The 15,162-nt window shown below is 72.9% G+C and carries 9 protein-coding genes; 2 read left to right on the top strand and 7 right to left on the bottom strand.

All coding sequences use genetic code 11. From position 1 onward, the window contains the following. Positions 1-26: 26 nt before the first annotated feature. Positions 27-1,559 (bottom strand): N-acetylmuramoyl-L-alanine amidase, encoded by a 1,533-nt coding sequence (locus AB0C27_RS06335; RefSeq protein WP_357838723.1) that lies wholly within the window; start codon positions 1,557-1,559, stop codon positions 27-29. Positions 1,560-1,744: 185 nt separating this feature from the next. Here AB0C27_RS06335 and AB0C27_RS06330 point away from each other — a divergent pair, with 185 nt between their 5' ends. After that, positions 1,745-3,712 carry a family 10 glycosylhydrolase gene (locus AB0C27_RS06330; RefSeq protein ID WP_357838720.1) on the top strand — a complete coding sequence of 656 codons (1,968 nt, stop codon included), beginning with the start codon at positions 1,745-1,747 and terminating at the stop codon, positions 3,710-3,712. Between the two features lie 54 nt (positions 3,713-3,766). After that, entirely contained in the window at positions 3,767-4,849 is a 1,083-nt protein-coding gene (locus AB0C27_RS06325; RefSeq protein WP_357838716.1) for a histidine kinase, read from the top strand. 119 nt (positions 4,850-4,968) lie between these two features. Here AB0C27_RS06325 and AB0C27_RS06320 read toward each other — a convergent pair whose 3' ends face one another. From AB0C27_RS06320 to AB0C27_RS06295, 6 genes are all read right to left on the bottom strand, one after another. Then, positions 4,969-6,390 (bottom strand): aspartate aminotransferase family protein, encoded by a 1,422-nt coding sequence (locus tag AB0C27_RS06320; protein WP_357838713.1) that lies wholly within the window; start codon positions 6,388-6,390, stop codon positions 4,969-4,971. Beyond that, positions 6,387-7,706, bottom strand: a complete 1,320-nt coding sequence (locus tag AB0C27_RS06315; RefSeq protein ID WP_357838710.1) for an MFS transporter — start codon at positions 7,704-7,706, stop codon at positions 6,387-6,389. Before AB0C27_RS06315 ends, AB0C27_RS06320 begins: the two co-directional genes overlap by 4 nt. Then, a complete protein-coding gene (locus AB0C27_RS06310) occupies positions 7,703-8,332 on the bottom strand; it encodes a TetR/AcrR family transcriptional regulator (protein WP_357838708.1) in 630 nt (209 codons plus the stop codon). Before AB0C27_RS06310 ends, AB0C27_RS06315 begins: the two co-directional genes overlap by 4 nt. 57 nt (positions 8,333-8,389) lie before the next feature. Then, positions 8,390-8,809: a hypothetical protein gene (locus AB0C27_RS06305; protein WP_357838705.1), complete on the bottom strand. Its 420-nt coding sequence runs from the start codon at positions 8,807-8,809 to the stop codon at positions 8,390-8,392. Between the two features lie 103 nt (positions 8,810-8,912). After that, positions 8,913-11,435 carry a glycoside hydrolase family 9 protein gene (locus AB0C27_RS06300; protein WP_357838702.1) on the bottom strand — a complete coding sequence of 841 codons (2,523 nt, stop codon included), beginning with the start codon at positions 11,433-11,435 and terminating at the stop codon, positions 8,913-8,915. A gap of 69 nt (positions 11,436-11,504) precedes the next feature. After that, entirely contained in the window at positions 11,505-15,146 is a 3,642-nt protein-coding gene (locus AB0C27_RS06295; RefSeq protein ID WP_357838699.1) for a BTAD domain-containing putative transcriptional regulator, read from the bottom strand. Between the last annotated feature and the right edge of the window lie 16 nt (positions 15,147-15,162).

The following is a 15,162-nucleotide window of genomic DNA, read 5'->3' as shown; positions in this document are numbered from 1 at the left end:
CGCGGGCCGCTTTCACCCGAGGGGGGTCAGGGCTTGCTGATGCGGACCGCGTCCGCGATGACGTAACCGGTGCCGGACGTCCACCGGCTCACGCCGACCACGTTCTGCGTGCCGGCGCTCAGCGAGAACGTGCCGATGCTGCGCCAGGCCCCGCCGCCGGAGCGCTGGTCGACGTAGACGGTCTGGTTGCCGCTCGACGTCGCCACGATGTACGGCGCCGAGCTGTTGTAGCCGGCATCGGCCGGGTACCAGACCTCGACCTGGTAGGTGCCGGCGCTGGGGATCGTGGCCGAGTACCAGGCCGGGTCGCTGGCGGCGACCGGGTCGGCGAAGCGGTAGTCGGCGCCGTGGCGCTGGCTGGAGTAGGTGGAGGTGCCCCAGTTGGCGCTGGCGGTGAACTGGCCGGAGGTGGTGTTGTCGACCGTGGTGGTCCACGAGGGGGTGCCGCCGCCACCGGTCACGTAGTTCATGTACGTGGTCCAGTTCCAGTGCGAGCCCGGGTCGGTGTGGGTCGCGCCGGGGACCTCGTTGTGGCCGATGATGCCGGTCCGGTTCTTGGGGATGCCGTACTTGTCGCACAGGGCGCGGGTCAGTGCGGCGGAGGCCCGGTACATGGCGTCGGTGAACCACGAGGCGTCGTTGACGAAGCCCTCGTGCTCGATGCCGATCGAGCGGTTGTTGTAGGAGGAGTTGCCGGCGTGCCAGGCGACGTCCTTGTCGCGCACCATCTGGGTGATGGCGCCGTTGGAGGACTTGACCACGTAGTGCGCGGAGACCTGGGCGCTCGGGTTCTGGAACCAGGAGATGGTGCCGGCGTACGAGCCCTGGGTGACGTGGATGACGACCTTGTCGATGTTGTAGCTGGTCTCCCGGTTGGAGACGCGGTAGTTGCTGGAACTGGCCGCGACCCAGGCGGCCGGCGGGTAGTCGGGGCTGGCCACGGCGGCTTGGGCGTCCACGCCGCGGGCGTTCAGGTCACGGGCCTTGGCCAGGTCGCCGCGGTCGGCGGTGACCTCCTGCGGCTTGACCCGCACGCCGCGCAGGTCGATGCCGAGGCCGAGCCCCTCGTAGACGGCGTCGGCGTACAGGCGGGCCAGCTCGGGAGAGGAGGCGTTGCCGTACGCGGCCACGGCGGAGTACCAGCGGCCGGCGTCCTTCCTCGCGGTCTCGTCGAGGCCGAGCTTGTCGGCGTGGGCGCGCAGCACGGCCGCGCCGCCGAGGATGTTGGCCGCGTCGTCGGACTTGAGCTTGTCGGCCGGGAGTCCGGTGAGGTCGGCGGCTCGTTCGAGCGAGTGGTTGGTGGGGTTGCTGACCAGGTGCATCACGCCGTAGCCGCCGCTGGCGCTGGGCTCGCCGGCGTGGCCGTCGAGGTGGGTCTCGGCGTAGGCGAGGGCGACGAGCAGGTCACGGGGTACGTCGTGCGCGGCGGCCGCCTTGTCGAACGCGGCCGGCAGTGCGGGCTCCTTCGCCTGCGACCAGGCGGGCTGGCCTGCGGCGATGAGGATGACGGCGAGGATCGAGGTGGCGAGGGCTGCTAATCGCGTGCGGGCGAGAGTCATTGGGGTGCTCCTCGTTCACAGGTGACGGGTGCAACTTACGGCAGCTTCTGACTTATGTCGATAATTGACATTAACTCGGAGTTAGGTGAAACTTTTCGCCCAGTCATGCGGCGCCCGAGATTGGGCCCCCGCGAAACTGCTGAAAACTATTGCGCTCGCCGACGAATGCGCTGAAACTTCCCTTCGTGACCGCGCTCCTGCGTACCCTCATGGCGGCGCTCACCGCCGCCGCACTCGTCAGCATCGTGGCCCCATCCCAGACGACCCCCGCCGCCGCGACGACCGCCGCCTGCGCCGTCGATCCCGCCACCCCGAAGCGCCAGCTCAGAGCCATGTGGATCTCCTCGGTGGCCAACATCGACTGGCCCAGCCGCACCGGGCTGAGCGTGTCGGCGCAGCAGGCCGAGTTCCGCGCCTGGCTCGACCTGGCCGTGGCCAAGCGCATGAACGCCGTGGTCGTGCAGGTCAGGCCGACGGCCGACGCGTTCTGGCCCTCGTCGTACGAGCCGTGGTCGCAGTGGCTGACCGGCACCCAGGGCGGCAACCCGGGCTACGACCCGCTGGCCTTCATGGTCGCCGAGGCCCACGCCAGGGACCTGGAGTTTCACGCCTGGTTCAACCCGTACCGGATCGCCAACCACGACGACCCGTCCCGGCTGATCTCCAGCCATCCCGCGCGGCGCAACCCCGGCTGGCGTTTCGCCTACGACGGCAAGCTCTACTACAACCCGGGCATCCCGGAGGTCCGCGACTTCATCGAGGACGCGATCATGGACGCCGTCTCCAAGTACGACGTGGACGGCGTGCACCTCGACGACTACTTCTACCCCTATCCGGCGAGCGGCCAGACCATCCCCGACGCGGCGGCGTACGCGCAGTACGGCGGCGCGTTCTCCAACGTCGCCGACTGGCGGCGCGAGAACGTCAACCTGCTGATCCGCGAGCTCGACCAGCGCATCCACGCGGCCAAGGCGCACGTGTCCTTCGGCATCAGCCCGTTCGGCATCTGGCGCAACAGCGGCACCGACCCGCTCGGCTCGCGTACGTCGGGGCTGCAGTCGTACGACGCGATCTACGCCGACAGCAGGAAATGGGTCAAGCAGGGCTGGGTGGACTACCTCGCGCCGCAGATCTACTGGCACATGGGCTTCGCCACCGCCCCCTACGAGGTGCTCACCGCCTGGTGGTCCGACGTCGTCCGGGGCACGGGCGTGCAGCTCGTCGTCGGGCAGGCCGCCTACCGCGCCGGCGCCTCCGGGCAGGACGCCGCCTGGCAGGACCCGGCCGAGCTGAGCGACCACCTGACCGACAACCGGCAGCATCCCGAGGTCGCCGGCGACATCTTCTTCAGCGCCAAGGACGTCAGGGCCGACCGGATCGGCGCGTTCACCAGGGTCGTCAACGCCCACTACACCAGGCCCGCGCTGCTGCCGGCCCGCGGCACGGCCGCCGCCCCCGCCGCGCCGTCGATCACCTCGGCCACGCGGGGCTCGAACGGCGTCCAGCTCGCCTGGACGGGGTCGGCCACGTCGTACGCGGTCTACCGGGTGGATGGCAGCCCGTCGGCCGCGGACCCCTGCTTCTTCGCCGACGCCCGCAACCTGGTCGGGACCACCCGGCAGAAGACGCTCACCGACACCGGCGCCGGCGGATCGGCCTACACCTACTACGTGGCCGCGCTCAACCGCACCCACCAGGAGAGCGCGCCCAGCGCGGGCCGGGCCGTCGGCCAGGGCGGCGGCGGCGCGTTCAGCGTGGTGATCGACAACGCCGGGCCCGGGTTCGCCGCCGGCTCGGCCTGGGGCACCTCCGCCTACTCCCCGCAGCTCCACGGCGCCGACTACCGCTTCGCGGAACCGGTCGCGGCCAGCGATCCGGCCTGGTTCAGCACGGCCGTGCCGAGCACCGGCGACTACCGGGTGGAGGTGTGGCATCCGGCCGATCCCGGCTACAACAGCGCGACGCCGTACATCGTCGCGGCTTCCGGTGGGAATCGGACGGTGACCGTCGACCAGCGCACGGGGGGCGGCGCGTGGCGCGGCCTCGGCACGTACCGGCTGGACGCGGGGACGTACAACGTGGTCGGGGTGAGCCGCTGGACCTCCACGACCGGGTACGTCATCGCGGACGCCGTCCGGATCACCCGGCTCTGACCGGCTACGAAAGTAGGGGTGGGCACGTACGGCGGGTGATCGTACGATGAGGCCGTGGACGGTGCCCGCCCGCGGCCGATCGACGCGGTCGCGGTCCTGGCCGCGGCGGGTCTGACGCCGGTGGCCGGCTATTCGGGCACGGGGCTGGTGCTTCTGCTGGCAGGGGCGCTGCCGGTGTTCTGGATGCGCCGGGCGCCTCTGGTCGTGGCCTGGATCGGCGCCGGCACCGCGGTCGCCGTGCCCGCCCTGTCGTTGCTCGCGCCGTCCGTCGTGCCCCTTCCGTCGCAGGACGCGCTGATCTGGCCGCCCCTGGGGCCGTTCGCCGCGTACGCCGCGATGGCGTACGCCCGCGACAGCCGCCCGCTCTGCCGCCGGCTGCCGGTGCTCGTGCTGGTCCTCGGCGTCCTGACCCTGCCCGACCGGTTCGGGCTCGTCGCCAGGTCCGAGGCGGTGATCGCGCTCGCCGTCCTGTACGGCCTGTACGTCTCCGTCAGGGAACGCCTGCGTGCCGAGCTGGCCGAACGCGAACAACGGATCGAACGCGAGCGCCTGGCCGGCCAGCTGCACGACGTCGTCACCCACCGGGTCGGCCGCATCGTGCTGGAGGCCGGCACGCTGGCACTGGCGGCCGGCGACGAACGCGCCAGGGCGGCGGCCGAGGACATCCGCACGACCGGCTGCGAGACGCTGGAGGAGTTGCGACACATGACCGCCCTGTTGCGGCGGGGTACCGGGGAGGGCTTCGACCTGGGGCTGCCGCTGCCGGACCTGCGGCCCCTGGTGATCGACTCGGCGCAGGCGGGGGTGCCCGTCGAGCTGTCGGTCGAGGGCACGCCCGTGCCGGTGCCCGGGCCGGTGGGGCGCAGCGCGTACCTGGTGGTCGAGGCGGCCCTGGCCAACGTGCGCGAGCACGCGCCGGGGGCGGACGTGCGGGTACGCGTCCGCTACCCGCCCGGCTACGTGCGGATCGGCGTGCGCAGCTCCGCCGGGCGGCCCGGCGCCTGGGTCGGCGTCGCCGGGCCTGGGCCGAGCCTGCTCGATCTGCGGCGGCGGGTGGAGGTGGCCGGGGGGACGTTGGAGAGCGGGCCGCTGGAGGACGGCGGCTTCCACGTCGAGGCCACCTTCCCGGCCGCCTGAACCGGCGCCGCGCCGCCGGCCGCCGGAGCCCGCGGCGACCCCTCCCGCCTGAGCCCACGACGCCCCTCCCCGCCTGAGCCCGGGCGGGCATCCCCTCCCGGCTGCCCGAGCGCGCGGGTTCAGGATCCGTAAATCACCGACAGGAAGCGCACCAGCACCGCCTCCCGCGAGGCGGGCGGCAGCGCGTCCAGCACCGCGTTGACCATCGCCATCTCCGGTTGCCCCGCCCCCGGCCGCAGGTCCACCCCGACAGAGGCGCTCAGCTCGGCGAACGACGCGTCGTCGATGGCGTCCAGGTCCAGCCCCGCCACCAGCTCGACCAGCCCCTCGGGCAGCACGACGGGACCGCGTTCCCTGGCCGCATCGGCCGACTCGGCGATCACCTTGAGCATGGCCTCCACCCCGGAGAGCGTGACCCCGGTGACCGTGATGTGCAGGTTCGCGGGGATGCCGGCGTACGAGAGCTGCGGCTGCAGGAACCAGCCGCGAGCCCGCGCCTCGTCGGCCAGCACGAACACGTCGATGTCGTCACCCGCGAAGGCCACCAGCGACGACTCGGGCTCGCCGAGCACCCGCAGCCCCGGGACGGCGGCCAGGCCGGCGCGCAGCCTGGCCGTCGCCTCCAGCGTGGCCCGGCCCAGCTCCACGTACCCCTCCCGGCCCAGCGCCTGAAGGGTGGCCCAGGCGCCGCCGAGCGGGCCCGCCGACCGTGAGCTCTGCACGGTCGCGTTGATGATCGTGTACCCGGGCCAGGCGGCCGAGGCGAAATACGCCCGCCGCCGCATCGCCGGATCGGCGAACAGCAGGACCGAGGCACCCTTGGGCGCGTAGCCGAACTTGTGCAGGTCGCAGGAGATCGAGGTCACCCCGGGCACCGACAGATCGAACGGCGGCACCGGCGCACCCGCCTCGCGTAACCACGGCAGCAGCCAGCCGCCCACGCACGCGTCCACATGGAACGGCACCCCCGCCGCCGACGCCACGGCGGCCACCTCCTCGATCGGGTCGATGACGCCCTGCGGGTAGGAGGGCGCGGAGGCGACGACGAGGACGGTGTCCGGGGTGATCGCCGCCTCGACGTCGCGGGCGCGCACCTTGTACGTCGAAAGGTCCACCGGCAGGGCGACGACCTCGACCCCGAGGTAGTGCGCCGCCTTGTGGAAGGCCGGATGGGCGGTGACCGGCAGGATGAGGTTGGGGCGGTCCCGTCCGGCCAGGTCGCGGGCCGCCTTGACGGCCAGCATGATCGACTCGGTGCCGCCGCTGGTGAAGACGCCGTGGCCGCCGCCGAGCAGGTCCGACACCGCGCCCACGACCTGCCGCTCCATGTCCACCACGCTGGGGAACGCGGTCGGGTCGAGGCAGTTGACCTCCAGCATCTCCAGGTAGGCCCGGGTGGCGGCGTCGTTCACCTCGGACCGCCCGGTGTCGTAGACGTAGGCGGTCACCTGACCGCCGCGTACGGGCAGGTCGTGCTCCTTGAGCCGGGCGACCTCAGCCAGCAGGTCTTCCGTGGTCCTTCCGGCCGGGGGCAGGTTCACGCGGCCTCCTTCGTTCTCGTGGGGGTGAGCCTTCCGTACCTGACGACGAACGGCAGGCTGATCAGCATGAGCAGGGCGGGCAGCGCGGTGAAGCCCAGCAGGAGCCCGGTCAGCGCGCCGGGCGACTGCGCGACCGGCCCGCCTGCCGCTGCTGAGGTGAAGCCCGACAGGGTCAGCACCAGCGCGAACAGCCCGGGTCCGAGCGCCAGCCCCGCCGTCTCGCCCGCCGTCCACAGGCCGGTGAACGCGCCGGACTGCGCGTGTCCCGTACGGGCTGCGTCGGCGTGCACGGTGTCGGGCAGCAGCGACAGCGGCAGCAGTTGCAGCGCCGCGTAGCAGACCCCGGCCAGGGCGGTCAGCGTCAGCGTGGCCACCAGGGCGCCCGAGGCGATGGCCGGGATCAGCGCGAGCGCGACGCCGCAGAAGCCGGCGGAGGCGGCCAGGTAGCAGCGCACCGGCCCGTGCACGCGGGCCAGCCAGGCCCAGCCGGGCACGGCGAGCATGCTCGGCCCGACGAGGCAGACGAACATCACCGACGTCAGCCCGTAGTCCCCCAGCCGGTACGACGCCACGTACGGCGCGCCCGCCAGCATCACCGCCACGGCCAGCGCCTGCGCCACGAACGCCGCCAGCAGCACGAAGAACGGCCGGTTGCCCCTCGCCAGCCGGAAGGCCGCCACGGGACCGAGCTGCCTGGGCCCCGGCCTCGACGGCACCCAGCGGGTGGCCAGCGTCGCACCGGCCAGCGCCGCCGCCATGATCGCGCCGATCGTCACGCCCATCACGGCGTATCCGGCCCGGCCGCCCCCGGCCAGATCGACCACGGCCGGGGCCAGGCCGCCGGCCACGAGGATGCCGACCGTCAGGCACACCACCCGCCAGGACATGATCCTCGTCCGCTCGCCCGGGTCGGGGGACATCTCAGCCGGAAGCGCCACGTACGGGACCTGGAAGCAGGCGAAGGCCGTGGCCGCCAGCAGGAACGCCGCCCCGGCCCAGACCGCCCCCGGCACGTCGCCCGGCACCGCGAACATCAGCGCGAACGTCACCGGCAGCGCGACTGCGCCGATGGTCAGCAGGCGGGTCCTGTGGCCGGTGCGGACGGCCTCGCGGTCGCTGGCGGCGCCGATCAGGGGGTTCAGCAGCACGTCCCAGATCTTGGGCGCCACCAGCACGGCGCCCGCCACGGCGGCGGGGACGCCGAGCAGGTCGGTCAGGTAGTAGAGGAGCAGGAGGCCGGGGACCGCCGAGAACACGCCGGTCCCGACGGAGCCGACGCCGTAACCGAACAGCCGGCCTCGCCCCAGTTGGGTCACCTGGGGTCGCCGGGGAGGCCGAGGGTGCGGTGGAGGCTGGTGTGCAGGTGGGCGCGGAAGCGGCGCAGTGCGGCCCGGTCGCCGGCGCCTCTGCGCCGCCCCTCCGCGTCCAGCACTCCGCCCTTGGCGAAACCGTGCACGGACCAGATCACCGTCCACACGGTGTACTCCAGGTCGATCTCGCCGGAGATCAGCCCGGACTCGACCGCCGGCCGCAGCGCGCCGGTCACCGTGGCGAGCAGCGGCTGCACGTACTGGCGCTCCAGCTCGGTGATGTCACTGGCGTCGGAGAGCCAGCGGTGCATCCACAGGGCGGGCACCTCGGGGTTGTCCACGCAGAAGTCGAGATAGTCGTCGGCCAGACGGTGGATGGCGGCGACCGGGTCGGCGCCGGGCAGCCGGGCGAGCGCGGTCTCCAGCGCCGCCTTCTCCGCCTGGTGGGCGCGCTCCATGACGGCCAGGTACAGCTCGCGCTTGCCGCCCACGTGGTAGTTGACGGTGGCGATGTTCAGCCCGGCGGCCTCGGCGATCTGCCGGGTGGAGGTGCCGTCGTAGCCGAGCGCCGCGAACAGGTGTGTGGCCACCTTGAGAATCAGGCCGGCCTGGGTGCTTTCGCCGGGAGTCATACCACCGAAGGTAGTTCGGCCGACCCGTCTCGGTCAATCGCTTGATGGAAGATCAGGTCAGTCCGGGGCCCAGTACTTCTCCATGATCTGATCGAGCAGCCGCACCACGGGCTGCCAGCTCGCGGGCAGCCGGTAGCGGGCGGCCCTGCGGTGGTCGTACGCGAGCGTGTACTTGATGAAGTCCGCCCCCTGCGGTGGCCGCTCGGAAGCGCCGATGCGCAGGTTACGCAGGTGGCCGTGGAGCTTGCGCCGCTCCTTGGCGGTCAGGCACTTGTCGATCGTCGGCCCCGTACGCCGGCTGAGCCGTACGCACCCGTTGCCGTAGACGATCACGCGGTCGTTCAGCCCCGCGAAGCCGCCCTGCTTGCGGAAGTCCACCAGCGCCCGCTTCGACGCGACCTCCGCCTGCGCCGGCGCCATCGACGCGCTCAGCGCCAGGAGCAGCACGGGCAGGAGCACTATTCGCCAGATCCTCATGCTCCTACGACGTACGCCGGCCGCGAACGGCTCACCGAACGCGTCTACCTGGAGTCCCCTGGGCGTCCGAAGGTGCCCGCGACGCCCAGGGGACCCCTCGCGGCTACCCGCAGCGGGCGCCGTTGAGGTGGAACACCTCGGGGGCCGGGTTGGGGCCTGAGGTGTTCGTACCGGTGAAGCCGAAGGTCACCGACTTACCGGGCTTGATGCGGCTGTTCGCGCCGAGCCCCTTGGCCGTCACCACCGAGCCCGACTGCGACAGCGACGCGCCCCAGTCGTCACGCACCCGCTGGCCGCTCAGGAACGACCAGCGCAGGTCCCAGCCGTCCACACTGTGCCTGCCGGTGTTCTCGATCACGACCTGGGCGGTGAACGGACGCGAGCCGAACGCCGTGTAGCGGACCCGGCAGTCCGAGCGCCCGCCCTCGTCGGTGAGGAACGCGGAGACCCAGGCCAGCGGGGAGTTCCAGTTGATGGTCAGCTCGTTCGTCGACCACGACTCGATGTCGTCCACGTAGCAGAACTGCGGCGCGCAGCCCTGCAGCAGCCGCTGCGCGAGCGGGTCCTGGATGCTGGAGTTCGGGCCGCCCGACAGCGTGCCGCGCGGCGGGTTGGGCAGGGCGGGGTCGAGCTGGCGGGCGTACCAGCGGCTGTGCTGGTTCTTGGAGGCGACCTCGCCGTAGCCGGTCACGTACGACTGGTTGAGCGCGTTGCGGCCGAGCAGGTAGTCCATGCCCTCCCGTACGGCCGCGCGGTACTTCTCCTGGCCGGTCAGGTCGTAGGCCGTCGCGATGACGACCAGGTTGTTCAGCACCAGGTTGTTGGAGCCCCAGTCGAAGTCGGGCGGGTCGTAGGCCAGCCCGTACGGGTGCGCCCGCTGGATCGCCAGATACTTCTCGGCCCCCTCGACCACCGACTTGCGGACCCGTGCCCGGTCCGGCAGCGCGTTCGGCACCGTCGCCAGGTCCAGGCGGCCGAGCTGGGCCGTGTTGCCCCAGTCGAAGCCGCGATCACGCCAGATGTCGCCCGTGTGGTGCGGCGAGGCCAGCACGAAGTCCTTGAACTCGCGCTCGCCCGTGGTCAGGTACAGCTCGGCCGCCGCCCAGTAGAACTCGTCGCTCACGTCGTTGTCGTTGTAGGCGCCGCCGCCGGTGCCGTCGGTCGGGTCGGCGTACCGCTCCGGGTTCGCCTTGGCCGCCGCCCACGCCTTGCGCGCCGCGGTGAGGTTCCTGGCGGCGAACGCGGCGTCGTACGGGGCGAACAGCCGGGCCGCCTGCGCCGACGTCGCGGCCAGGTTCAGCGTGGCCGCGGTGGAGGTGGGGTGCAGCTCGCGCAGTTGCGGGTCCAGGTGGGGCAGGAGCGGGAGGCCGGTCCAGTTCTGGTCGTGGATCTTGTGGTGCGCCATGCCCGCGTCCGGCTTGCCGTCCGGCACCTGCATGCTCAGCAGGAACTCCTGCTCCCAGCGGGCCTCGTCCAGGATGTCAGGGCGGCCGTTGCCGCTCTCCGGGATGTTCAGCTGGCCGTCCTTGAAGGCGGTCTTGTCACGTTCGTACGCGGCCATGAGCTGAAAGGCCGAAATCCCGCCGTTGACGACGTACTTGCCGTGGTCGCCGGCGTCGTACCAGCCGCCCTTGACGTTCAGGCTGTAGTCGCAGACGCCCGGCTGGCACGGCACGCTCACGTCACCCTGGTTCGGCGCGACGCCGACATGACCGGCCGGCCTGCCGTAGCCGGGGCGCAGGCTGTCGAGGATCTCGATGCCGCTGCGCTGGGTGTAGTAGAACTTCAGCGCGTCCGTCGGAAGCTGCGCGTACAGGTCGGCCGCGATGTCGAACGGCCTGCTCGTCTCGCCGTCCGCCGTCACCGTGTAGCCCTTGCCCGGCTTGCGGTAGGTGCCGAAGTCGAGCGTGTGCACGTTATGGCCGGAGCTGGCGTCCACGCCTCTCGGGGTGGTTCTGCCGCGGGCCACGGTGGTGCCGGCGGCGTTCTTGAGCTGCCAGTCCAGGGGCGTGGTCGCCTCGGTCACGACCGTGGCCTTCTTCGGGCCCGTGGGGAGGTAGCCGACCATGTTCACGCGTACGCGGGGGCCCGTGTCCGGTTCGTACACCTCGGGCTCCGCGCCGCCCTTGAGCGACACGTCGTCCATGCAGAACCTCCAGGGCTCGGGACTGCCTCCCAGCTGGAAGACGGCCTGGGCGTCGGGCAGCGACACGGGGGCGGTGAACGTGTAGGTGTAGGAGTTGCCCGAGACGCTCATCTCCGGCGCGGCCGCCAGATACTGCGTGTAGGGGTCCACGGGGAGCTGGATCAGCGCCCTTCCGACTCTGCCCGGGGTCGCGGTGGCGAAGAACCGGTAGGCGTACGTCTCGCCCGCCACGAGCGGGAGGTCGTTCTGGCCGATGATCACGTCCCAGGGGTTGGTGGTGCCACCGGGGATGTCGGCGCACAACCGGCCGTCGTCCACCGCGAGGGTGACGTTGCCGGTGCCCCACCAGGGGGCGGTGCCGGTGTCGAAGGTGCCGTTCACGATCTGCTCGGGTCCCTCGTCGGCGGCTTGGGCCGCTGGGGCGGGGGACAGGGCGACCATGGTGAAGAGGGCCAGTAAGGCGGCCCGGCGTCGGGTCATGGAGGTCCTTAGGGGGTGGGAGCGCTCCCAACAGGGCGACCCTGATCCTCCATTCCCTGCGCTTCCGCGTCAACGGGCGCGGAACTCCTGGCTGAAATTTTCCCGTGACGGCGACACGCCGCTCTCTGTTCCGTGGTCGGGCTGCCGGCCGGATGGTCGCCTGGTCGTGGGGCGGGTGAGGTGCAGGAGGATCTCCTCGGCGCGGTCGCGGTCGTACGGGGTGGCCAGGCGTTCGGCGGCGGCCAGCGCGCGGTGCGCCGCCTTTTCGGCCGGCCCGTTTCTGCCCGCGACGGCCAGCACGAGCGCGCGGGCCCAGCCGATCCTGGCCGCGGCGCCCGGGTTCCTGGCCTGGTATCTGGACAGGTGCTGGTGCAGGCGCCGCGCGGACGCCCGGTCCGGCGGGCCGGGCAGCGCCCAGAGCAGCTCCGCCAGCCCGGCCCAGCACTCCAGCATGCCCCGCTGCCCCACCGGCAACCGCTCGGCCAGCCCCAGCACCTCCCGCACCTCCCGCACCGCCGCCACGTCGTCCGGTGGCTGGGGAACGCCGACCGTCAGCGCCCGGTCGTCAGGCCCGTGGCGGAGGACGGCGTCGCCGGGCCCGTGGTGGAAGGCGGAGTCTTCGGGGTGCTGGGTGCGCAGGTGCAGGCGGGCGGTGGCGGTGAGGAGGCGCATGTCCTGGATCGTGCGCATGACCGGGCCGTCCCGCAGGCCGAGCTCCTTCTCGCACGTACGGCGGCGCTCCGTGGACGCCCTGGCCGCCTCCAGCACCTGCCGGATCCGCTCCGGAGCCGTCCCGTCGATCCGCAGCATCGCCTCGACCTGGCCGGTCAGGCACCAGTGCCGGCCGATGTCGTCCCCGCCCACGCGCCTGGCCGCCTGCTCGGCCGTGTCGGCGAACAGCTCGGCCGCCGCCGTGAAGTCCCCCTGCCAGAGCGCGGTCTCGGCGAGCATGCCCGTGCAGTTCTCCGCCACGCGGGGCGTCAGCGTCCTGGCGCGGCACTCGGTGAACGAACGCCTGGCCGCCTCGAACGCCCCGGCGTGCAGCTGGTCGAGCCCCCGAGCCAGCCGGGCCCGATTCGCGGCCTCCACGGCCAGTTCGACCGGCCTGCCGCCCACCGCCCCACCGCCTGCCGAGCCCGCCGAGCCGGCCGATTCCGCTGATCCTGCTGACCCCGCCGGCTCCAGTCGGGCGTGCTCGACCTCGGCCAGGGCGCGGTCTGCCAGCGTGCCGTAGCGGGTGGCCGTCCGGTGCAGGCCCGCGACGCGGGCGATGGTGGCGGCGTTGGCGTAGGACTCGGCGCGCAGGGCGGGGTCCTGGGTCCGTTCTGCGGCGTTGAGCTGGCGTAACGAGGCGGCCAGCATTGTGAGCAGGTCCTGCTGGTGGTAGGCGAGCCTGGCCAGCATGGTCAGCGCCTGCGCGGCCTCCCGCCCACCGGCCTCCCGCCCACCGGCCTCCCGCTCGCGTCCGCCCGGATCGTGGTCGCCGGAGCCGTGTCGGTCGGAGGCCGGCCGGTCGGGGGCGCGTCCGAGGCTGGGCGGGAGGGTGAGGCGGGGCGGGGTCAGGCGGTGGGCGCTCTGGCGGGCCGCTGCGGTCAGGCAGGTGACGACCAAGCCGGTACGCGACTCCGGCAGCGGCTCGCCCAGCGTGGCCAGGGCCGCCCTGGCCAGGCGGGTGGCGTCCAGGTCCCTGGCCAGATGGTGCTCGCTCGTTCCCGCCATCCACAGGTGCCGGGCCCGGAGCAGCCGGTTCTCCGTCGCGCCTTCGAGGTGCCGGCGCAGGATGGCCACCGACTCCTCGTACAGGTGCAGCCGCAGGCACAGAATCCAGTAGTGGTCCAGGAAACCCGGGTCGCCCGACGCGGCCCAGGCCGGCCTGATGTTGTCCAGCTCCGCCCCGAGCACGGCGGTGACCTCGGTGTCGGAGGCGTCCTGCAACGCGTCCGCGTGCCGGTCGAGCAGGCGGGCGAAGTAGGCGGCGTGGCGCCGGCGTGCGGCCTGGAGGTCCGCCGGGCTCTGGCGTTCGGCGGCGAGCTGCTGGATCAGGGGGTGGATCACGTACCGGCCGGAGGAGGTCAGCCGGATCATGCTGTGATCCACCAGGCGGACCAGCACGTCGAGGCTGGTGCGGGCGACCTCAAGCGCCGCCTCCAGCGTGCACCCGCCGCCGAACACCGACAGCGCCGCCAGCGCCCGCTGCCCGGCCGGGTCGAGCAGGTGCCACGAGGTCTCGAAGACCGTACGCATGCAGGCGTGCCGCGGCCGGGCGGCGGGCCCGGCGGCCGACAGTAGCCCGGGGTCCACGCCGAGGCGCCGGGCCAGGTCGGCGCAGGGCACGGCGCGCAGCAGGCCTGCCACCAGCTCGATGGCCAGGGGCAGGCCGCCGGTGGCCGCGCAGATCGCCGCCACCGGGGCCGCCTCGCGGTCGGGGTCGAACGCCGGTCGCGCCGCGCGTGCCCGTACCGCGAACAACGCCTCGGCGGCCGGTCCCGGCAGCCCTTCCACGGTGACCGTCGCCTGGCCGGGCAGACTCAGCCGCCGCCTGCTCGTGGCGAGGACCCGTACGGACGGGGCAGCGTGCAGGACGGCGCCGATGACCGCGTCGAAGGCGGGAAGGTGTTCGAGGTTGTCGAGGACGAGCAGGAGCCGCCGGCGGCGGGCTGCGAGGTGGGCCAGGAGCAGGTCGAGGGCGGGACGCGGCGGCGCGAGATCCACGTCCAGACGGCGCGCCAGCGTCGTGACGGCCGCCTCCGCCCGCACCCCGGCGAACGACACGAAGACCGTCTCCACGGGCAAGCCGTTCCCTCCGGTGCCCGGCGAGGCCGCGGGGCCGGCTCGGGCCTTCGTACCCGCGTCGAGACGGGACTCCGGGGCGGTGGCGGCGATGGCGAGGCGGGTCTTGCCGATACCGCCGGGCCCGAGCAGCGTGACCAGCCGCTCGCGCGCCAGCAGCGCCCGCAGCGCGGCCACCTCGGCGTCCCGGCCGATCAGCTCCGTGCCGGGAAGGGGCGGACCGGGCCGGGCCGCAGCACGGGGCGCGAGCTCCCACCGCAGGGCCTGGGTCGGCGGTGCGGGGGCGACTCCCAGCTCGTCCGCCAGCCGCCGGCGCAGCTCGTCGTAGCAGGCCAGGGCGGCGGCCCGGTTCCCCGTCCCGGCCAGGGAGGCCATGAGCACCCGGTACGCCTCCTCGTCGTACGGATCGAGCCCGGTGATGATGCGGGCCAGCCGCGTCACCTCGTCGGACGCCGCCGACCCGGGCGGCGGGAGCAGCGAGCGCAGCAGCGTACGCATCCGCTGCCGTTCCACGCTCACCCACTCGCCGAACGCCGGCGCGTCGCAGAACGCGACCCCGTCCATGAAGTCCCCGCGCCACAACCGCAGCGCCGTGGCCACGGCCGGGGCCCCGCACAGCACCCGGTGGTCCACGAAGCACTCGCCGGCCTCGCGGAACCGTACGTGCGTGCGGGTGATCTCCAGCCAGCCGCCCACCTCCGCGCGCAACTCGGACAGCGCCAGCCGCAGACTGCCCCTGGCGTTGGCCTCGGGACGCTCGCCCCACAGCAGCGTGGCCAGCGTGGAGCGCGGCTGTGGGCCGGTCGTGGTGGCGAGGTGGCAGAGCAGCGCGCGCGTCTTGGCGGAGCGGATGCGCAGGGGCATCCCTCCGACGGACACGTCCGGTGAGCCGAGCAGGAGCATGGTCAGCGACTGCCTCATAGCGGAGCAGGCTAGG

It is taken from the genome of Nonomuraea sp. NPDC048882, from assembly GCF_040649755.1.
Classification (GTDB): domain Bacteria; phylum Actinomycetota; class Actinomycetes; order Streptosporangiales; family Streptosporangiaceae; genus Nonomuraea; species Nonomuraea maheshkhaliensis.
This window is presented reverse-complemented; position numbering and strand designations above follow the sequence as displayed.

Bases quoted from the DNA above. Each gene is read 5' to 3' on its own strand.
- AB0C27_RS06335 (WP_357838723.1), bottom strand. From the start codon at position 1,559: ATGACTCTCGCCCGCACGCGATTAGCAGCCCTCGCCACCTCGATCCTC.
- AB0C27_RS06310 (WP_357838708.1), bottom strand. From the start codon at position 8,332: ATGACTCCCGGCGAAAGCACCCAGGCCGGCCTGATTCTCAAGGTGGCC.
- AB0C27_RS06305 (WP_357838705.1), bottom strand. From the start codon at position 8,809: ATGAGGATCTGGCGAATAGTGCTCCTGCCCGTGCTGCTCCTGGCGCTG.
- AB0C27_RS06300 (WP_357838702.1), bottom strand. From the start codon at position 11,435: ATGACCCGACGCCGGGCCGCCTTACTGGCCCTCTTCACCATGGTCGCC.
- AB0C27_RS06295 (WP_357838699.1), bottom strand. From the start codon at position 15,146: ATGAGGCAGTCGCTGACCATGCTCCTGCTCGGCTCACCGGACGTGTCC.